This window comes from Marinicella meishanensis (assembly GCF_019931145.1).
GTDB lineage: Bacteria > Pseudomonadota > Gammaproteobacteria > Xanthomonadales > Marinicellaceae > Marinicella > Marinicella meishanensis.
In genome coordinates, this window is the sequence record NZ_JAIOUV010000001.1 from 214,645 (window position 1) to 234,629 (window position 19,985).

At 52.8% G+C, this 19,985-nt stretch carries 19 protein-coding genes and 1 riboswitch; of the genes, 6 read left to right on the forward strand and 13 right to left on the reverse strand.

The features are described from left to right. Window positions 1-203: 203 nt before the first annotated feature. From K7G70_RS00915 to K7G70_RS00935, 5 genes are all read right to left on the reverse strand, one after another. Complete coding sequence (locus tag K7G70_RS00915; RefSeq protein WP_223786708.1) at window positions 204-2,126, reverse strand: TonB-dependent receptor plug domain-containing protein; 1,923 nt, start codon at window positions 2,124-2,126, stop codon at window positions 204-206. An 86-nt stretch (window positions 2,127-2,212) separates the two neighbouring features. Next, window positions 2,213-2,435, reverse strand: a riboswitch (cobalamin riboswitch). 63 nt (window positions 2,436-2,498) lie between these two features. Continuing rightward, window positions 2,499-2,732, reverse strand: a complete 234-nt coding sequence (locus K7G70_RS00920; RefSeq protein WP_223786709.1) for a hypothetical protein — start codon at window positions 2,730-2,732, stop codon at window positions 2,499-2,501. A gap of 30 nt (window positions 2,733-2,762) precedes the next feature. After that, window positions 2,763-3,140, reverse strand: coding sequence for a hypothetical protein (locus K7G70_RS00925; protein ID WP_223786710.1), 378 nt, complete (start codon window positions 3,138-3,140; stop codon window positions 2,763-2,765). Window positions 3,141-3,295: 155 nt separating this feature from the next. Beyond that, window positions 3,296-3,634 (reverse strand): P-II family nitrogen regulator, encoded by a 339-nt coding sequence (locus K7G70_RS00930; protein WP_223786711.1) that lies wholly within the window; start codon window positions 3,632-3,634, stop codon window positions 3,296-3,298. Between the two features lie 9 nt (window positions 3,635-3,643). Next, entirely contained in the window at window positions 3,644-4,306 is a 663-nt protein-coding gene (locus tag K7G70_RS00935) for an SDR family oxidoreductase (RefSeq protein ID WP_223786712.1), read from the reverse strand. 130 nt (window positions 4,307-4,436) lie between these two features. Here K7G70_RS00935 and K7G70_RS00940 point away from each other — a divergent pair, with 130 nt between their 5' ends. Further along, on the forward strand, window positions 4,437-4,628 hold the full coding sequence (locus tag K7G70_RS00940; RefSeq protein ID WP_223786713.1) for a DUF1272 domain-containing protein: 192 nt from the start codon (window positions 4,437-4,439) through the stop codon (window positions 4,626-4,628). Between the two features lie 18 nt (window positions 4,629-4,646). Here the strand turns inward: K7G70_RS00940 and phoU are convergent, their stop codons facing one another. The 6 genes from phoU to phoR all read right to left on the reverse strand — a co-directional run bounded on the left by phoU (window position 4,647) and on the right by phoR (window position 11,521). Continuing rightward, window positions 4,647-5,360: a phosphate signaling complex protein PhoU gene (phoU, locus tag K7G70_RS00945; RefSeq protein WP_223786714.1), complete on the reverse strand. Its 714-nt coding sequence runs from the start codon at window positions 5,358-5,360 to the stop codon at window positions 4,647-4,649. A gap of 11 nt (window positions 5,361-5,371) precedes the next feature. After that, entirely contained in the window at window positions 5,372-6,247 is an 876-nt protein-coding gene (gene pstB / locus K7G70_RS00950) for a phosphate ABC transporter ATP-binding protein PstB (protein ID WP_488801362.1), read from the reverse strand. Window positions 6,248-6,253: 6 nt separating this feature from the next. After that, window positions 6,254-7,540, reverse strand: coding sequence for a phosphate ABC transporter permease PstA (pstA, locus tag K7G70_RS00955; RefSeq protein ID WP_223786715.1), 1,287 nt, complete (start codon window positions 7,538-7,540; stop codon window positions 6,254-6,256). After that, the gene (gene pstC / locus K7G70_RS00960; protein WP_223786716.1) at window positions 7,533-8,915 is read right to left on the reverse strand and encodes a phosphate ABC transporter permease subunit PstC; all 1,383 of its coding nucleotides are present in this window, start codon (window positions 8,913-8,915) and stop codon (window positions 7,533-7,535) included. The genes pstA and pstC overlap by 8 nt, the downstream gene beginning before the upstream one ends. Before the next feature lie 118 nt (window positions 8,916-9,033). After that, window positions 9,034-10,071 (reverse strand): PstS family phosphate ABC transporter substrate-binding protein, encoded by a 1,038-nt coding sequence (locus tag K7G70_RS00965; protein ID WP_223786717.1) that lies wholly within the window; start codon window positions 10,069-10,071, stop codon window positions 9,034-9,036. 148 nt (window positions 10,072-10,219) lie between these two features. After that, window positions 10,220-11,521 carry a phosphate regulon sensor histidine kinase PhoR gene (gene phoR, locus K7G70_RS00970; protein WP_223786718.1) on the reverse strand — a complete coding sequence of 434 codons (1,302 nt, stop codon included), beginning with the start codon at window positions 11,519-11,521 and terminating at the stop codon, window positions 10,220-10,222. Window positions 11,522-11,806: 285 nt separating this feature from the next. On the opposite strand from phoR, the gene K7G70_RS00975 reads away from it, so the two are divergent. Continuing rightward, a complete protein-coding gene (locus tag K7G70_RS00975; RefSeq protein WP_223786719.1) occupies window positions 11,807-13,024 on the forward strand; it encodes a putative porin in 1,218 nt (405 codons plus the stop codon). A gap of 67 nt (window positions 13,025-13,091) precedes the next feature. Here K7G70_RS00975 and K7G70_RS00980 read toward each other — a convergent pair whose 3' ends face one another. Together K7G70_RS00980 and K7G70_RS00985 are read right to left on the reverse strand one after the other, a co-directional pair. Beyond that, a complete protein-coding gene (locus K7G70_RS00980) occupies window positions 13,092-14,027 on the reverse strand; it encodes a DUF8740 domain-containing protein (RefSeq protein ID WP_223786720.1) in 936 nt (311 codons plus the stop codon). Window positions 14,028-14,072: 45 nt separating this feature from the next. Beyond that, the gene (locus tag K7G70_RS00985; RefSeq protein WP_223786721.1) at window positions 14,073-14,342 is read right to left on the reverse strand and encodes a hypothetical protein; all 270 of its coding nucleotides are present in this window, start codon (window positions 14,340-14,342) and stop codon (window positions 14,073-14,075) included. A 153-nt stretch (window positions 14,343-14,495) separates the two neighbouring features. Here K7G70_RS00985 and K7G70_RS00990 point away from each other — a divergent pair, with 153 nt between their 5' ends. From K7G70_RS00990 to K7G70_RS01005, 4 genes are all read left to right on the forward strand, one after another. Then, window positions 14,496-15,902 carry an MBOAT family O-acyltransferase gene (locus tag K7G70_RS00990; protein WP_223786722.1) on the forward strand — a complete coding sequence of 469 codons (1,407 nt, stop codon included), beginning with the start codon at window positions 14,496-14,498 and terminating at the stop codon, window positions 15,900-15,902. A 10-nt stretch (window positions 15,903-15,912) separates the two neighbouring features. Continuing rightward, the gene (locus K7G70_RS00995) at window positions 15,913-17,211 is read left to right on the forward strand and encodes a hypothetical protein (protein WP_223786723.1); all 1,299 of its coding nucleotides are present in this window, start codon (window positions 15,913-15,915) and stop codon (window positions 17,209-17,211) included. A gap of 36 nt (window positions 17,212-17,247) precedes the next feature. After that, window positions 17,248-17,778, forward strand: coding sequence for a DUF1569 domain-containing protein (locus K7G70_RS01000; protein ID WP_223786724.1), 531 nt, complete (start codon window positions 17,248-17,250; stop codon window positions 17,776-17,778). Window positions 17,779-18,347: 569 nt separating this feature from the next. Then, window positions 18,348-19,985: an acyl-CoA dehydrogenase family protein gene (locus tag K7G70_RS01005; RefSeq protein ID WP_223786725.1), complete on the forward strand. Its 1,638-nt coding sequence runs from the start codon at window positions 18,348-18,350 to the stop codon at window positions 19,983-19,985.

Below are 19,985 nucleotides of genomic sequence, written 5' to 3' on the forward strand. Positions count from 1 at the left end.
AACACCCAAGCGCCCAGAGCCTGTCGATGAGTTTGAAGGCTTGGATGGGCCCTCAGCCATACATGGGCACTTCGACAAGCTCAGTGATCTATTAGGTCACAATTCACCCAAGCACCCAGAGCCTGTCGATGGGTTTGAAGGCTTGGATGGGCCCTCAGCCATACATGGGCACTTCGACATGCTCAGTGGCCTTGAGAATTGGTTTAAAACCGGCCCCGCAAACCAATAGAATAAGCCGCACCGGGGCGGGCATAGCCCAGCACTTCTTCGTAGTCTTCATCAAAGATATTTTGGCCCTTCACATAGACTTGGTATTCGTCGGTCAACTGCCAATTGAAAGTCACATCAAAGGTGGTGTAGGCGTCCAATTTCACGTTGGATGATTCGAAGGTGCTTGGATCAAAAAACACATCCAATTGATCGTCCTGGTAATTCAGTTGTGCACGCAGCTGACCGCGGTCACCGGCAAAGCGGTAATCCAGGCTGGCAGAGGCCATATTTTCAGGGCGGCGCACTTCTGCCACATCACCACCGGTTGGACCGGGTTCTGTGGCATCGGTATGGGTGTAGTTCACGGCAAATCCCAGGTCATCACTGATCTGGCCAGACCAATCAAACTCCAAACCTTGTCGTTCACTGTCACCGGCCTGGTTCGCTGCAGTGAACAATCCCGAGTCCGGGTCAAACACAAAACCATTGATCTCGTTGGTCAAGTCTTGATTGAAATAAACCACTTCAAAGCGCGACTGTTGCCAGCTTTTGGCAACCGCCACTTCAAAGGCATCGGATTCTTCGGGCTCCAAGTTGGGATTACCGATGAAATTGGCCGGGAAAAAGCCAAACCGCTCAATGAATGAAGGGGCTTTGCTGCCGGTCCCGTAGGAACCCCGCACACGCCATTCTGCCTGTAACTGATACGCAGCGGCCAATTTGAAATTACTGACATCGGCAAATCGGTTGAACGTGTCGTTGCGACCTGACACACTCCAGTTGAAACGGTTATTCACCTGGTGCTGAATCTCGGCGGCCAGCCCAGTGGTGTGGTAACTTTGGTCCTGATTCGGGTCACCAAAGGGAGAAGCGTCGCCCCGTTGAGAAAAATCAATCGCCCGGTGGTCTGCCACAAAAGACACGCGGTACTGATCATGTTCACCCAGTTTCAGGGTGCTGTTGAAGGTGTACTCATCGGTTTCAGCTGAAGTTGCCGAGGTGATGCCCAAACCAAAAGTGAAGTTGTCTGCGGCCACATCGGTGCGTTGGTAGGCAAAACTGGAACGCCAATCGGTACTGTGTTGGTAAGCCACATGCAACTGGCCGGTTTGCTGGCTGCGTTCGGTCCACAAATCGGCATCGGTGGGCAAGCCGCTCACCACAAAATCAGTGCCGTCAAATTCATTCAAGGCATCGGCATGCTTGAAGGACAAGTCCAGGTCCCAACGGTCACTCACGTTCAGGCCATACTTGACGTGGGCGGTCCAGTTTTCAAAACCATCTTCCTCATAACCGGACCTGGAAATATTGGTGCCCGCCGTGTCCAAAACGTTGATCCCGGCATCCAACTGCCATTTTGCTTTGGCCAGGCCGCCATTGAAGGCCAGGCGATTGGTGTTGAATGAACCCACTTCGGCATCAAAATTGAAGTGGTTGCGGGTCGAGGTTTTGGTGATGATGTTGATCACCCCGCCCAGGGCATCGGTGCCCCAGATGGCACTTTGCGGACCACGGATGATTTCGATGCGTTCGACGTTGTCCAACAAAGCGTAGTTGAACAAATATTCATCGGCAGCCGTGGGGTCATTGACCCGCACGCCGTCGATCAAGACCAACACGTGGTTGGCCTCTGAACCCCGTGCCCGCAGTTGGGTTTGGCTGCCTGGTCCACCAGACTGGTTGATGGCGAACCCAGGCACGCGCCTGAGCACATCAGACAAGTAGGTGGCTTGGGCCGCTTCGATCTCGGCCGCGGTGATCACCGTCAAAGAACCGGCGAATTGATCCAAGGCGATCGGCGCCAAACCACCGGTCACGATCATGTTTGGCAAAGCCTGGTTTTCTGTTGATTGTGCCTGAACGGCGATCGGCGTGACCAGCGCCCACGCGGCCACGAAGGTGAATTTATTTTTCATGATGACTCCTGTTCCACCCGAACATGAAGGGTCTCAATGCCAAGCTTTGGCGATTGAGAAAAAGTTGCAAATTGAACGCCAAGGCGCCCACTCAACTTCGAGAGGTCGGTCTCCGGACTCGTCTTCTGGGTGGTCATGAAGTGACTTTGACCCTCAATCAACCGCCTTCCCATGCTTGCACACAGTGGCATCTTGGTTGATCATTTCCAACTTACCGTTGCGGGGGCAGTGCTGGCCTTGAAACCAAAAGTTTCGCACCAGCTTCCCGTTTAACCTGGCAGAACCAGGACCTTTCAAAGGGTCATGACATGCTAATGAGTGGCCCAACCATTGTCAACCCCAAATTGCCCCTTGTGGTTGAGCTAACCTGGGTCATATCGACAAGGCCAATTTGTACAACAGCATCAAGCCAATGATGACCATTGCCACAATGACTCCACCAACGATTCGCCACTTGATGATCAGCACAGCGAAGGCCAAAATCACCAACGCCAGAATCACCAACGCCATGAACACATGAAAGCCCGATAATCCCATACCCGGGAACGAATTCACCCCAACCTGTTGGGCCTGTGCTTGCAAGCAGATCATCAACAACACCAACATTCTGATGATTATGTACTTCGTGGCATTCACTTATTCTTTGGGGGGTCCGAAGGATTGACCACACAGGGTTTGGCGGTATTTGACATACAAGCAATACGCACCAATGGCAGCCACCGGGATCGCGGCAATACCAATCAACAACAGCAGGGCGAAGACATTAAACACCATTGTCAAAACTCCCGTGAGCTTTGCTTTTTTGGCTTGTTTATTGTTGAGTGCCAGCTTGAATTTTTGATACAAAATGTAGTTGATGCTCACAACAATCAATGCCATGACCACCAAAATCAACACGACCATGAATCCCAGATCCCAATGCCCGGTTGGCAGTCCTGTGCCCATGGCCACGGTCGGCATCCAGGCCAAAAGACCACACAAGCTGCGATGCGATTGATGCTGTTTTGAATTCATGGCCTGGATTCTACCTCAAATGAAGGTGGCATATATGGGCAGTTTGTCAACCGCCCACTCGGTCTGGTGGACAAGCTGTCAAGCCAAGACCCACAACCCCAAACGGTGTGTGGTCATTAAATGATTCTGACTGAGGCGATTTGGAACCAGCTTGCTTATAAAGCGTCTTGATCGGTTTCGCCGGTGCGGATGCGGATGACCTTTTCCAAGTCATGGATGAAGATTTTACCGTCACCGACTTTGTTGTTGCTGGCGGTGGCGACCAAGGTTTCGACGATGGCTTCCACCTGGTCATCGGTGGTGGCGATTTCCACTTTCAGTTTGGGCAGAAAATCCACCACATATTCAGCCCCGCGATACAGTTCCGTGTGGCCTTTTTGGCGGCCAAATCCTTTGACTTCGGTCACGGTGATGCCGCGCACCCCGACGTCTTCCAAGGCATCGCGAACGTCGTCCAACTTGAAGGGTTTGATGATGGCTGTGATCATTTTCATGGGGCAATCCTACCAGGGTAATTGTTCGCCTTCAGCATGCCAGAATTGGCCGCTGTTTTCCATACGTAATTGTGCGATCCTCTGCAACAGACCTTGGGCTGAATGCCGGGTGTCGACAAAACCATTGTGCCCAGTCATGTTGGTTTTCACATAGCCGGGGTGCAACAAACCCACGGCGATGCCGCGGTCTTTGAGGTCGATGGCCAAGCTGGCGCCAGCCATGTTCACCGCGGCTTTGCTCATGCGGTAGCCATAATGACCGCCTGAATCATTGTCTGCCACTGAACCCATGCGACTGGTGATGATCGCCACTTTCGATCCGGCATGTAAGTTGGGCAACAAAGTTTCGGTGACCAACAGCGGCCCCATGGCATTGACCCGGTATTGATGTAACACCGTGTCATAGTCAATTTCACCCAAGGCATTGCGTGACAACACCCCGGCGTTGTTGATCAACACATCAATCGACGTGTCACCCAAACGCTCAGCCAATTGTTTGACGGCAGCGGGATCTGACACATCACAGTCCGCCAACACCCGCACACCCAAGGCATCCAGTTCCGGGCTGCTTTGGCGACACACCGCAATCACTGCATGACCGGCGGCTTTGAGTTGTTGGCAAAGTTCCAGACCGATGCCGCGGTTGGCGCCGGTGACCAAATATGTATCCATGATTTCCTCCTGTGCTGTTGGGTTGCTTGAGCCTGGGCTCGGCAAAATGACTGGGTTGATTCAAGCCCATATGGACTTTCGTCGGCATTTGACCTATAAAGTGGGATCACAGATCATCTTTTCAATGCCCATGTTGTTAATGAAACCCCAATGTGAACGCTGTGACAAGCCCTTGCCCAAGCATTCTGAGCAAGCTTTTATTTGCAGTTATGAATGCACCTTTTGTGCCGAGTGCACCACCGGGCCCTTGCAGCACCGCTGTCCCAACTGTGGTGGCAACTTGCAGCCACGACCCAGCCGCGTGGAAACAGCTGAATCCTGAAGCTGGCTTGACTGGGGATCAGTCGAACAAGTCTTGTTTGACTTCGTCGATGTCGGTGTGTCGCACGTCTTTACCGATCACCAGGTAGATGATGTTTTCACAGATGTTCTTGGCGTGATCACCGATGCGCTCCAATGCCTGGGCACAATGGCTCATTTTTAAGTAGGGTTTGACCTTGTTGGGGTCTTTGACCATGTGCTTGATCAAATGGCCATTCAACTCATCAAAATGGGCATCAATCACCTGGTCTTTTTGCGCAATCTTGATCGCTTCTTCGGCATCCAAGCGGGCCAAAGCATTCAAGGCCGCCGACAGGTTGGCCAGCACTTCTTGACCCAGGTGGTCAATCTCCTTGAAATACTTGGATTGAAAATCCCGCCTGATCAGTTTTTTCAACAAGCGCGCCATCTTTTCGGTTTCGTCGCCAATGCGCTCAATGTCAGTGATGCTTTTCATCACCGCCACGATCAAACGCAAATCACTGGCGGCCGGTTGTCGGATGGCAATGATGCGGGTGCACTCCTGGTCCAAATCAATTTCCATTTGGTCGATGTCATCGCCTTGGGCCAACAACTCATCGGCCAGCTCTTCATCATTTTCCAGCATCGCGGTGAGCACGGTGCGCAATTGGCTTTCGGCTTTGCCACCCATTTTTAGTAGGTGGTTTCTGATGTCTTCCAGCTCCGCTTCAAATTCGCTGGAGGTGTGTTTGTCTATGTCAAATTGTTCCATGTGATTAACCTTTAACCGAATCGACCGGTGATGTATTTTTCTGTCAGCTCATGTGCTGGGTTGGTGAATATTTGATCGGTTTCACCCACTTCAATCAACCGCCCCATGTGAAAATAGGCGGTGCGCTGTGACACCCGGGCGGCTTGTTGCATGGAGTGGGTCACGATGACGATGGTGAAATTTTCTTTCAGCTCATTCATCAGCTCTTCAATTTTGGCCGTGGCAATCGGATCCAAGGCCGACGCCGGTTCATCCATCAGAATCACTTCTGGCTGCACCGCAATGGTGCGGGCGATGCACAAACGTTGTTGCTGACCACCGGACAGACCTGTGCCTGGCGCATGCAAGCGGTCTTTGACCTCGGCAAACAGGCCGGCTTTGATCAAAGAATCTTCGACCAGATCATCCAGCTCTGATTTGTTGCGGGTCAAGCCATGGATGCGTGGGCCATAGGCCACGTTGTCATAAATGGATTTGGGGAAGGGGTTGGGTTTTTGGAACACCATACCCACCCGGGCACGCAACAACACGGGGTCTTGTTTTTTGCTGTAAATGTTTTCATCATCCAGCAAAATTTTGCCTTCCACCCGACAAATGTCGATGGTGTCGTTCATCCGATTCAAGGTGCGCAAATAGGTTGATTTACCACAACCCGATGGCCCAATCAAAGCAATCACTTCATGGGCGCCGATGTCCAATGAAACATTGTGAATCGCTTGGTTGTCGGCATAAAAAACATTCACATTTTGGGTTCTGATCTTCGCCTTTTCACACAGCGGTTGACCCACCGTGTCGGTGTATTCGATGTTCAAAGAATCTTCGGTTTCTGGATTGGATCTGGCATTCATTGTTGGGTCCACCAACTCGTTCATTACGGCTTCATTCATGATACTTTACCATTTTTTCTCAAACTTTTTACGCAGATAAATGGCGATGGCATTCATTGCGACCAAAAAGAACAGCAACACCATGATGGCGGCTGAGGTTTTTTCTAAAAATCCACGTTCTGGGGAATCGGCCCACAGAAACACTTGAATTGGCAACACCGTGGCCGGATCGGCCACTGATTGGGGGATATCGACGATGAAGGCCACCATGCCGATCATCAACAACGGTGCGGTTTCACCCAAGGCCTGGGCCATGCCGATGATGGTGCCGGTCAAAATACCGGGCAAGGCGGCTGGCAGCACATGGTGGAACACGGTTTGCATTTTCGACGCACCCAAACCCAAAGCGGCTTCGCGCAAGGAGGGTGGCACGGCTTTGATCGCCGACCGTGAGGCAATGATGATGGTCGGCAAGGTCATCAAGGACAACACAATACCCCCGACCAGCGGTGCCGAGCGCGGCAAGGTGAAAAAGTTGATGAACACCGCCAAACCCAACAAACCGAATACGATGGACGGCACCGCCGCAAGGTTGTTGATGTTGATTTCAATGAAGTCAATGAAACGGTTTTTCGGGGCAAACTCTTCCAAGTAAATGGCGGCCGCCACGGCGATGGGGAAACTCAAGGCCAAGGTCACCAACAAGGTGTAAAACGAACCCAAAATGGCGCCTTTGATGCCGGCCATTTCTGGTTCCCTTGAATCGCCACTGGAGAAAAAATGCCAATTGAAGGCGGTGTCGATTTGACCGCTGGCTTCCAAAGTTTCAATCCAAGCCAACTTCTGGTCTTTGACCCGGCGATCGGATTCCGGCAAAGTGCGGTCAATCGAGCCTTTGATCACCGCATCGACATCGTCATCGGCCATGAATGGCACGGTGATGGTTTGACCCAACAAACTGAGGTCATCAATCACCATATCTCGCAACTGAAATTCCGCGCCCATGCTGGTTAAGGTGTACAACTCGCGTTTGTCGCGGCGGCTGGTCACTTCCGGGAATTGGGCCAACAAGGCATCGCGGATCACCAGGCGGAAGTCGGCGGCCATCAACTCGGCTTCATCGGGCTGGGCACTCAAGCCCAAACGATCCCGGTCTAATTCAACGGTCAGCTCCAATTGCGTTTGGGAAAAGGCCGGCAGGGCCTTGCTGGTGATGTCAGCCAACAAGATCAACAAAAATATGATGGCGGTGGCAATCGAGACCAAGCCCAATGACCGAAACAGGCGTTCTTTGAAATAACGCTTGCGCAAACTTTTTTTCACCAAATCGGTGTTGTTCAGGGTGTTATTCATACTGTTCTCGGTATTTTCTGACCACATGCAAAGCAATCACATTCAAAATCAAGGTGGTGACAAACAACATCAAGCCCAAGGCAAAGGCCGCCAAGGTTTTGGCGCTGTCGAATTCCTGGTCACCGGTCAACAAGGTCACGATCTGCACCGTGACGGTGGTCACCGCTTCCAGCGGGTTGACCGTGAGGTTGGCTGCCAAACCGGCCGCCATCACCACAATCATGGTTTCACCGATGGCCCGCGAGGCGGCCAACAACACGCCACCGACAATACCGGGCAGGGCCGCGGGGATCAACACCTTAATGATGGTTTCCGATCGGGTGGCACCCAAGCCCAAAGAACCCTCACGCAAGCTTTGTGGCACCGCCGAGAGGACGTCATCGGACAAAGATGAGACAAACGGAATGATCATGATGCCCATCACCAAACCGGCCGCCAGGGCGCTTTCAGAAGCCACCGACAAGCCCAATGATTCGCCCAAATCGCGGATGAATGGGGCCACGGTCAAGGCGGCAAAAAAGCCATAAACCACGGTGGGGATACCGGCCAAAATCTCCAACACCGGTTTGGCCACTGACCGAATTGACTTGCTGGCATATTCAGACAGGTAGATGGCCGACATCAGACCCAAGGGCACCGACACCAACAAGGCGATGAACGAAATCAACATGGTGCCGACAAACAAGGGCACCGCACCAAAGGCCGCCGAGGAACCGACTTGGTCGGCGCGGATGGCGGTTTGTGGCGACCATTCGGTGCCAAACATGAAAGACAAGATTGGCACTTCACCGAAGAATCGGGTCGATTCAAACAACACCGAGAAAACGATGCCAACCGTGGTCATGATGGCAATCGATGCCGCCAACAACAAAATCCCTTCGATGATTTTTTCAAACACCTTGCGCGCTGGGGTGTCGGTGTTGATTTTCTTCAAACCCCAGATGGCCAGCAGGATGGACAGGGCCAACACCACCACGGAGATGGTGCGGTTGGTGGTGGTTTCAATTTCGTGATAGCGCTGATAAACCTGTTGTTTTTCCGGACTCAGGGCACTGACTTTTTCCGGGGTATCGGCGCTTTTGATGTCATTCAGGTACAAGTCCAAATCTTCATTGGCATCGATGTTCGACTCCACGATGTAGGCCGAAATCTCGCTGTTGATGTAAGGCTCTTCGACCACCTGTAAGAAAAACAACACCAACAAGGCCGGCAACAGCGAACACAGGGCCGCCACATAACCGAAATACTTGGGCAGGGTGAGGATTTTCTTTTTCTGCTTGTGCTGGCGGTAGGCGGTGGTGATTTTCTGCCTGGCCATGAAATAACTGAAGGCCGCAAACAGCAACAACAAAAAGATCAGGGCGCTGAATTTCATCGGATTTTCATCTCACTGAATACAATCAAAGGCCCACATCTGTGGACCGCGTTAATAAAAAGACCGCAACCGAGGTTTACCCGGTTGCGGTTAAAGGTCATAAAAACGTAATCTATTTTTACAACTCGAGGTTGTTCAATTCCATGGTGTCGGTTTTCACTTTGTTGTAAAGCTCGCCACCCAAAGGAATCAATCCTTTGTCAGTCAAGTAGCCTTCTTCACCCATGGCTTTTTCGCTGGTGAATTCTGCCAAGAATTCTTTCATGCCAGGAATCTCTGCGACGTGGGCTTTTTTCACGTAGAAGTACAGCGGTCGAGACACGGGGTACTCACCCGAAGCAATGGTTTCAAACTCAGGCGCGGCACCATCCACCAATGACCCTTTCACCAGGTCGGCATTTTGGTCCAAGAAAGAGAAGCCGAAGATGCCCAAAGCGTCTGGGTTCTTTTGCAGTTTTTGAATGATCAGGTTGTCATTCTCACCGGCTTCGACATAAGCACCGTCTTCACGGATGCTGTGACAAATGGTTTTGTATTGGCTCTTGTCGCTGTCTTTGGTGGCTTTGATCCAAGGGAATTTTTTACAACCCCCTTCCATGGCCAATTCCACAAAAGCGTCGCGGGTACCCGAAGTGGGTGGCGGACCCAAAACTTCGATTTTCACCGCGGGCAACTCAGCATTCACTTCGTTCCACATGGTGTATGGGTTGGGCACCAACTCACCATCTTTCTCGGTCGGTACTTCTTTGGCCAGGGCCAAAAACAGGTCTTTGCGCGACAGTTTGAAATCATGCGAACTGATCTCATTGGCCACCACGATGCCGTCATAACCAATCAACACTTCAACCACACCGTCCACGCCATTGTCATGACACATGGTCAACTCAGACTCTTTGATGCGACGTGAGGCATTGGTGATGTCTGGGGTGTCCACGCCGTTGCCTTTACAGAACAACTTCATGCCACCGCCGGTGCCGGTGGATTCGATTTTGGGGGTTTTGAAAGAAGTTGATTTGCCAAAACGCTCAGCCACCACAGTCGAGAATGGGTAAACCGTAGAAGAACCCACCACACTGATGTAGTCTCGGCCTGCGGCTTGAATTTGACTGGCTGCAACCAAACCGGCAACCAAAGTGATTTTTTTCAAAGTTTTCATATTAAAATCATCTTGAAGATTGAGATGCTGGGCATTGTATTGGGCAATTGTTACAGTAATATGACAATATTGTCACAAAGCTTAAACAATCCCACAATCGCCTCAGATTGTTTCAGCCTACTGAATCTTTATAACGGCTTGATGACAATCAGTCCGCGATCAAAGTGCGGTGTCTGGGAAACACCACTTTGAACTGTGACCCTTGGTCTGGTTCGCTTTCAATGTCCAGTTCGGCGCCGTGCTTGAGACAGATGTGTTTGACAATGGCCAAACCCAAACCGGTGCTTTGTTGGTTGCGGTCTTTGGAATTGTCGACCCGATAAAACCGCTCAGTCAAATGTGGGATGTGCCGGGTGTCAATTCCCGGCCCGCTGTCGGTGACCCAGAAGTTGGCTTCGCCGTTGCGTTCAAACCACTTGATCGCCACCGCGGTGCCCGGCGGGGTGTGAATGATGGCGTTGTGCATCAGGTTCAAACAAATACTGGTGATTTCCGACTCGTCGCCTTTGATTGACAGGGCCGAGTTGATCTCGGCCGACAGCTGGTGGTCTTTGGCATCGACACTGGACTTGATGTCATTGAATAAACCATTGAGCAGTTCCGGCATGGCAATTTCCTTGTCATCCGACTCGATGACCCGGTCGTGCTCGATTTTCGACAGTTTCAACATGTCTTCGATGATCTTGGACATGCGGTTGGCCTGGTCCTTGGCCTGGTCGATGGCATCGGTCCAGTCATCACTGATGTCGGCCGACGATTGCAGCATTTCCAGGTATCCTGAGATCACCGTCAGTGGCGTGCGCAATTCGTGGGAGGCATTGGCCACAAAGGCCTTGCGCGATTGTTGCAGCGCTTCCTGGGCACTGATGTCACGGGCCACCATCAAATACCGCTCCTTGTTGATTTTGATCAGGCGGATGTGGATGCTTTTGTCGTTGTACTTACCGTGTGGCAGTTTGACCGCTTGGTCTTGTTTGCCTGTACTCAACAATTTCACAAAGGCCGGTAGGCGGATGATGTTGTCGATGCGGGTGTTGGTGTCGCCATCACCGATGTTGAGAATTTCTTCAGCGATGTGGTTGCTCCATTGAATTTCAAATTGGCGGTTCAACAAAATGGTGGCAAACGGCAAAGCCTGGGCGGTGATGACGAACTGTTGCAACAGGAATTTGTTGCGTTTTTGTGCTTCCTTGGTTTGCGCTTTGTTGTTGATGACTTTGCAGGTGATGGCTTCGAACACCCCATGGTTGATCGGCACATATTTGCGTGACGCCCCTTTCATGTACCAGTCATAAAAGGTTTTGAACTCGGTGATTTTCCAAATCACATACACCAACAGCCAGGCCAACAGGCTCCAGGACCAGTAACCACTGACCCAACCGGTGACCAGTGCCAGGCACACAAACACCAGCACCGCGATGCGTTCTTGCTTCCAACCGGAAATTTGCATATTGATGAAACCGAGAATGACACAAAACCAACAGGGACCTGTATTATAAGGTATGTCGCACACCCACGACCGATGACACATCACAGCGGCCCAAGAATTCTCAACCTGACCACCGCGCATCAGCCATGTCATGCCATCTTAGCGCAATGCTTCCTATAATGGCGCTGAATTTTGTGCTTTTCGGGCATTTGTCACACAACTGTGTTCTGAATGTAATAATTGTCATGAAACTGTCACATTTGTCACCTAACATTCACATTTTTCCAATCATCAGTGGGTATTCACATGAAAAAGAAACTTTTGGTAACGTCATTGTTACTGTCCATGGGCGCGCCAGCTTGGGCCGATTCAACACAAGATGAAATCGCCATGCTGAAAGAACAGCTGAAAATGTTGACGCAAAAAATTGAACAGTTGGAAGCCAAAACCAACGACAACGCAGAAGCCGTTGAGCAGGCCGCAGAACAAGCCGCCGAAGCCAAAGCCGCAGAGAAATCGGAGTCTTGGGCCGACCGCATCACCTTTTCTGGCGACTTCCGTTACCGCGAAGAATACATCGACGAACGCGGCAAAGAAGCCCGCAACCGCAACCGCATCCGTTTGCGTTTGGCCGCCAAAACCCAAGTCAATGACCGCTTGGACGTGAATTTCCGCTTGGCCACTGGCGTGGACGACCCCGCTTCTGGTAACCAAACCTTGGACGGCGGCTTCAACACCAAAGATTTCGGTCTGGACCGCGCGTACTTCAACTACCAGTTGACCGATGCCTTGACCCTGACCGCCGGCAAAATGGCCAACCCCGCTTACAAAGCCGGTAAAAACCAAATGATCTGGGACAACGACGTCAACCCCGAAGGCATTGCTTTGCAATTGGACAGCAACGGCTGGCAAGGCAACCTGGTGGGCTATGCGGTGGAAGAGTTCAGTGGTGATGACGACATCTTGATGTTCGGTGGTCAATTGAACCGCACTTTTGATTTCGACCAAGGCAGCTTGATTGCCGGCGTCAGCTACTACGACTATGACAACTTGCAAGGCAACTTCCCTGCCTATGACGGCAAACCCCGCAACAACTCAGTGGATGCCTCCGGTCGTTTGATCAATGACTACAACCTGCTGGAAGGTTCTTTGGAATACCAAACCAAGTTGAATGACAAACCATTCTCGGTATTCGGCAGCTACGTGGAAAACCTGGAAGCCGATGTGGCCGAAAGCGGTTTTGCCCTGGGTGCCAACTACGGTAAAGTCAGCGGTCCTGGCACCTGGAATGTCAGCTACACCTTCATGGACATCGACGCCGATGCCGTGGTCGCAGTGTTCAACGACTCGAACTTCGGTGCCGGTGGCCCCGATTCCAAAGGTCACTTGCTGCGTGGTGGCTACGGTTTGAATAAAAACACCTCATTGGCTTTCGCCTACTTCAGCAACGAGCTGAAAAAAGACCAAGCCAACCCAGTGGATTACGACCGCTTCCAATTGGACTTCATCTTGAAATTCAAATAAGCGGCATCGCACAAGCCTAAAAAAACCCCGGCCAGTCCGGGGTTTTTTTGTGCCTGACTGAGGTGGATCAATCCACCGCCAAGCACCACACCGTGGCGGTCACGGTCTCTACAAAATTAGGATTTCGGTTGATTACTTTACACAAGAGCCGGGCAGGATTCACATCGTTGTCCACTGCCGTCAATCGTTCAAAGAGTACACTGATACCAGAATTATCCGATGGCACATTACACGCATGATTGATCAACAGGTCTTTGGCCCCGGTACATGTCACCGCCACCTGATCGATAAAACCTCCTACAGCGATGGAGTTGGTATTAACATAAACACTGCCTTTTCGGTTGAACACATTCCCATCAATGTCTGCTGGGAAAATGCCGCCATCCTCTACCTGGTCGGTGCCGATGGCATCATTGGCTATCTTGGCCCGCGTCACTGCAGCCGAATCCAGGTCCACGGTCCGCACCTCGCCATTGGCGATGCTGCCAGAGATCACCGCGCCGTTGTCGATTTTACCCAAGGTCACCGCTTGCTCAGCCAGTTTTTCCTCGGTCACCGCGCCGTTTTGCAACGCGGCCGTGTCCACCGCACCGGGCGCCACAAACAGGGTTTCGATGGCGAACGGTGAGGCGCCGACCCGCTGCCTGGGACTCAAAGTGGTGTAGACACCGCCACCGGCCTCGCGCACCGCAATCTCCAACCAGCGCGGCGCGCTGTTGAACGGCGCATCACCGAAATCCAACAGCACCTCAAACACCCCATCGGCGACATCAATGCCAGTTTCATTCAAAGTGACACCCACTTGGTTACCGGCACTGTCGGCATCGTACAAGGCAAAAGTCATGTCATACGGACCCTGAGCGGCTTGGCCGGATTGGCTCAACTGGCCTTGGTAGGTGAAGCTGGTTTCGGCCAGGCTGGCGGTTGTACCAATCAGCATCGTGCCGATCAAAATCAATTGGCAGACGGTGCTCTTTACACGCATTCGAATCTGAGGTTTCATCGGTTTGGCTCCTTCACGGGTTCATTCTTGGGTTCATTCTTGGGTTCATTCAAAATTATCAGCAAAAATCAGGTCATTGGGCGGTGGTGTGGTGGCCCAAAAACCGCTGTGCAGGGTGAACTCACCACCGCTGGTGTGGCCCACTGCAGGTTGTCCAAACGTGCCCTGCAGTTGATATTCTCCGGCCGCAGTGCTGCCACCGGCTGGAGCCTGTACCGAAGAATCCATCGTGTACAGCTCGCCTGATTGGGCGCAAAAAGCCAAAAACAGGGTGACCAGCCAAATTCGCTTGATGTTCGTGGTCAATGTGATCATGGGCTTATCCAAAGTCTTTGTTTTGATGATTGATAACTCTTTAACCCATGAGCGGGGCCTTAACTGACAGCTTTTTTTAAAAAATTGTAACCATTGCGGGTTCGGGTCGTTAATGGCTAATAACGATTAAAAAAGAGGAGCTTAAGAACCCCCATGCTGTTCAACACACCGATCTTTTTTGCTTTTTTGATGGTGTTCTTGTTGTTTTATGGCTTTGTGTTTTTGCGCCATAAACCCAGGATCTACTTCATCCTCGTCTCTTCGCTGGTGTTTTACGGCACCTGGAATTACCGCTTCATCCCGCTGTTGGTGGGCTCGGCGGTCATTGACTATTTCCTCGCCCAAGCGATTTACAATGCCAGTGACCAACGGCGCAAAAAACTGTTTTTGACCTTGTCGGTGGTGATGAACCTGGGCATCCTCGCGCTGTTCAAGTACGCCGACTTTGCCATCCAGTCGGTGGCTGATTTCCTCGGGGTGTTGGGTTACCAGTCCGACTTGGGCTCGCTGTCTTGGGTGTTGCCGGTGGGCATTTCCTTCTACACCTTCCAATCCTTGAGTTACACCATCGACGTCTACCGCGGCGAGATGAAAGCGCGCAAAGGCCTGGCCGAATTCACCACCGCGTTGGCGTTTTTTCCCCAATTGGTGGCCGGTCCGATCCTCCGGGCCAAACACATCCTGCCGCAGTTCCATAAACTGCCGTTGCCGACCTGGCTGATGGTCAAGAACGGCTTTTTGTTGATCACCATCGGCTTGTTGAAAAAAACCATGGCCGATTTGTTGGCGGCGCCAGCAGCCATGGCCTTTGATCAAGGGCCGGTGAGTTTGCTGGAAACCTGGACCGGGGTGCTGGCCTTTGCCGGTCAGATCTACGGCGATTTTTCCGGCTACAGTGACATGGCCATCGGCATCGCCTTGTTGATTGGTTTCAAGATTCCGCTGAACTTCCGCTTGCCGTATTTTGCGCTGTCACCGGTGCAATTCTGGCAGCGTTGGCACATATCCCTGTCGACCTGGTTGCGCGATTACCTGTACATCTCCTTGGGGGGTAAATACAACCGCATCCGCAACGTGATGATCACCATGTTGCTCGGTGGCTTGTGGCACGGCGCGGCCTGGACCTTTGTCGCCTGGGGTGCCTTCCACGGCCTGATCATCATCGCCACCCACCAACTGGGCACCAGCGCGGCATTTGCCGGCTTTGCCCAGAGCCAGCGCTTTTTCAACAAGCTGTTCAAATGGCTGATCACCTTCTACCTGGTGTTGATTGGCTGGGTGTTGTTCCGCGCCACCGGCATGGATTCGGCTTGGGACATCATCACCCAGATGCATGGCTTGGCGGGCAGCTTGCCGGCGTCGGGCTCCAAAGCCCTGATCATCTTTGGACTGACGGTGGGTGCCTTGATTTTCATGCACCTGATTGATGCCCTGGTGCTGAAAAAATCAGCCGGTTGGATGGCCCGCTGGTGGCTGTTCTGGCCGTCCTTGATCCTCATCCAAGCCATTTGTTTACTCATTGGAGAACCCAGCAATGCCTTCATCTATTTCCAATTCTGACTCAACTGACATGAACGCAAGTAACTTGAACACAGGCACCGGCGATCCAAAAAACAGCGACCCAGGCAACAAACACCCCATGTATCCGGTCGGGGCACAAGGGGAAAATCTGGAGGCGTCTGAAGGGATGCGCCAAGGTATTTATGGCAAAACCCTGTTGTTAATTTTACTTGGCATGGGCCTGGCGCTGGCCATGATCCGCGTCTTTGCCTGGTCAATGGATGCCGGACCCACCGACTTTTTAGGTCGCGTGTTGGAAGCCAAAGACGCCCTGCCGCAGGTGGTCAAAGAAGACAAAGAGCTGGTCATGGTATTCGGCTCTTCCATGGTGCAAGCCGGTTTTTCACCCCGCGAATTTGACCAATGGGCGGCAGAACGCGGTTATGAGAACATCAAGTCCTTCAATTACGGTTTTGGTGGGCTCAACCCCTTTTACCAAGAGGTCCTGACCCGCCGCATCAAAGACGTGTTCGATGAAAACAACCGCCGATTAAAAGTGGCGGTGATTGAATTCAATCCGTTCCAAACCACCATCACCCGCTACAACCGCAACCGCATCCTGGAAGATTCATACCTCACCATTTTGGGTACCAATGCCGAGTTGTGGGACATCATGCTGGCCGATCCCACCCGTGGCTTTCGCTTGTTCAACATCAAATACCTGCGCAACAGCATCTCGGCCGAGATGGCCACCAGTTTTTTGGGTGGCTCCTTGCGCGAACCCCGCAAACGCACCGAATTGGAGCGTGATCCCGAACGCAGGGAACGCTTGGATGAGGTGGGTGATTTGTTGAACCAAGCCTTCGAGGAAGAATACCCCGACTATGTACCCAGCAATTGGTCCTATGAATGGCAAGGTGGTGGCACCATCGCGGCTGAACGCAAACCAGAAACCCTGGCCATCTTCGAAGAGTATTATGAGTTGATCAGAGACCCGGCAAGGATGGATGATGCGCGCTTGAACCGCATCCACACCGCCGACATCATCGACATGCATTTCAGCGAAGAATTGGTCGTTAAATTCATCGACCTGGTCAACCAATTCAAAACCTTTTCCGATCACGTCGAGGTGGTGATGCTGCCGCGCAACACCAAATGGATCACCCATTCGGCAGCCGGCGCGAAGCGACTGCGTGAAACCGTGCAACGCATCGAGCAAGCCACCGGCGTGACCATTGCCAACCACCAGGACTTGCCGGTGATCAAACCAACCATGTTCAGCGACGCCACGCATTTGAATCGCTATCAGGGGGCACACAACTACACCAAGTACTTGGTGGATTACATTGAACCCCACTTGCGACCCTGATGCCGCGACACCCAGCCACGTGGTAAAATGGCTGGGATGAAACGCCGCAAATTGTTGAAAAGGTCTTTGTTGTTGGGTACCGCCGGATTGGTGGCCGGTGGCGGTTGGTGGCTGCACAACGGAGAAGACCTGGCCATGCTGACCATCGAACAATGCCAACAGCGCTTGCGTGATCTGCCGTTGAATCGGATCAAAGTGGTTGGTGAATGGAACCTGGCGCAGGTGTTCAATCATTTGGCCCAGAGCATCGAGTATTCGATGACCGGCTACCCCCAACACAAATCCGACGCCTTCAAAAAATACCTGGGGCAACACGCCTTTGCGGTGTTTACCTACCGCGGTCGCATGGCCCATGACCTGGCCGAAGCGATTCCGGGTGCGGCACCCTTGGCCGACCACAACGCCGAGCAGGCACTTGCTCGTTTGCTGCAAGCCTTGACGGATTTTCAAAACCACCCAGGTGACTTGCAGCCGCATTTTGCCTACGGTGAATTGACCCCACAAGAATACACCTGGGCCCATGTGATGCATGTGTACAATCACTTGGAAGCTTTTGAGGTGGTGTAATCAAAGATCAATGAAGTGGTTGGTGCGAAAAACCTTGGCTCATCCTTGAGCTGATTTCCTTGCTTTCCTTGATATAAACTGTTGCTGGCTTGGCTCCTGCCAAAGCACCGCCTGGTTGCCTGCCTGCGCCCATCCCTGGGACCCAAACCCTTCCTGGTGGCATTCCCTGCTGGGCCATTCCTGGGCCCGGTTCCCGGTCCTTGTCCTGACCGTTTTTTGGCGGCATCCTGCCTGCCATTGCCATCCTGGCCACCACCGTCCTGTGGTGCTGTGAGGCGGTCTTCCTGACCGACCCCAAAATTTTTGAACGCCACTGCTTGCCTTGATCCATCCTTGGCCCATCCTTGGGCAATTGGCTCCTTGCCGTCCGTCGTTTTTCAACAAGAAAGAGGAGTCAGCAATGTGTTGCTTACTTATATACTCGCGAAACGGCGCCAAACCTTGTCAAAAAAGTTGAAAAAAGTTTGTTGGCGCTGTTTTACCACCCCAGCCAAGCCCACCGTTGACATGGGTGACCGCACCAAAAGAGGCTGGTACAATGATTGAATATCCCCAAGACAGCAGCCGCCATGCCCGACACCCACCAAGTCAAAAACCAACCTTTACCATTGCACAACCACAACCTGTACTTGAGCGACCCACAACTGCAACACTGGCTGTCTTGTTATGGTGGTGACTGGGGGGCCAAGTCGGTCAGCCGCCTGGGTGCCACTTTGGGCCAGGAAGCCTGGATCGAGCGGGGCTTTTTGGCCAACCAACTCACCCCGGAATTGCACACCCACGACACCCGAGGCCACCGCCGCGACCTGGTCAAATACCACCCGGCTTACCATGAACTGATGGCCCTGGCGATCAAACACAACATCCACGCCTTACCGTGGCAACAGCCTGAACCCGGGGCCCACCTGGTGCGCCTGGCCAAAAATTACTGCCATAATCAAAACGAAGCCGGCAGCGCCTGTCCCTTGACCATGACCTTTGCCTGTGTGCCGAGCTTGCAACAATCGGCCGCTTTGAGCCAACACTGGATTCCCAAGGTGTGGTCCAGCCAGTACGATCCCAGCAATCGCCCCATGCAAGACAAAACCGGCCTCACCATTGGCATGGCCATGACCGAAAAACAAGGCGGCACCGATGTGCGGGCCAACACCAGCCGCGCCTCCCACCAAGGCTCAGGCGCATGGGGTGAACGCTACGCCTTGACCGGGCACAAGTGGTTTTGTTCGGCGCCCATGAGTGATGCCTTTTTGACCTTGGCGCAAACCGATCAAGGCCTGGGTTGTTTTCTGCTGCCCCGCTGGCAACTCGACCAAAACAAAAACCGCGTGCACATCCAACGCCTAAAAAACAAACTCGGCAACCGCGCCAACGCCTCGTCTGAAATCGAGTTCGAACAGGCCGAAGCCTGGTTGATCGGTGAACCGGGGCGTGGGGTGGCGACCATCATCCAAATGGTGGCCTTGACCCGTTATGACTGCATGATCGGCTCCACCGCCTTGATGCGACAGGCCCTGGCTCAAGTGGTCAACCACATCAGCCAGCGCCAAGTCATGGGTCAGTTGTTGATCGACCAAGCCTTGATGCAGAACGTGGTGGTCGATCTGGCCTTGGATTGGGTCGGGGCCTTGGCCCTGACCGCCCGCATGGCCCAGGCTTTGGACCACAGCGATCAGCCCACCGAACAGCACCTGATCCGACTGCTCACGTCGGTGGGTAAATTTTGGATCTGCAAACAAGCCATGGCGGTGACCGCCGAAGCCGCCGAATGTTTGGGCGGCGCCGGTTACATCGAAGACCACATCAACGCCCGGCTGTTTCGCGAAGCGCCGGTCAACTCGATCTGGGAAGGCAGCGGCAACGTGCAATGCCTGGACGTGATCCGGGCGCTGCAAAAAAGCCCCGAAGTGTGGCCAACCCTGACCCAACTGTTGCAACAAGCCGCCGGACAACACGCGGGGTTTGATCGGTCGCTGAGTCAGTTTTTGGAGGACAGCGACATCCAGCAACTGCAACCCTTCGCGGCGCGCCATTGGGTCTCGCGGCTGGCGGTGTTGACCCAAGCGGCGTTGTTGTTACAACATGGCCACCCGGAATGGGCCCAAGCCTATTGCGATGCCCGCCTGGAATCAGCGGTGTTCGGCCCATATGGCCAGTTACCACGCTCGGTCGACACCGATGATTTGATCCGCAAGATTTTGTTGCTGTGA